The 238-nt window shown below is 64.3% G+C and carries 1 protein-coding gene; it reads left to right on the top strand.

The genetic code is table 11. The annotated features are described in order from the left end of the window. Nucleotides 1-119 precede the first annotated feature (119 nt). The coding region (gene kleE / locus AC0L3J_RS38385; RefSeq protein ID WP_473350621.1) for a KleE stable inheritance protein at nt 120-238 on the top strand (119 nt) is incomplete at its 3' end.

The following is a 238-nucleotide window of genomic DNA, read 5'->3' on the forward strand; positions in this document are numbered from 1 at the left end:
GGGCATAGGGATGACGCCCCGGATTTCTCCGGGGCGCTTGACCTCGATGCTGTCACATCACGGTCTAGGCGCGCGAGCGCTGGACGAATTGAACACGCATCGCCGTGGAGGGTCAAGCAATGTCGAAGATTATCAAGTTCCCAGGCGTGGAAGTGGAGGCCGAGGCCCCTGCCCCGCGCGTTGAGGCCCCGAGCAAGGCCCCGCCCCGGTTCACTTTTGCCAAGGGTGTCCAGGCCCT

The sequence above is a fragment of the Bradyrhizobium sp. Kon37 genome (assembly GCF_055807535.1).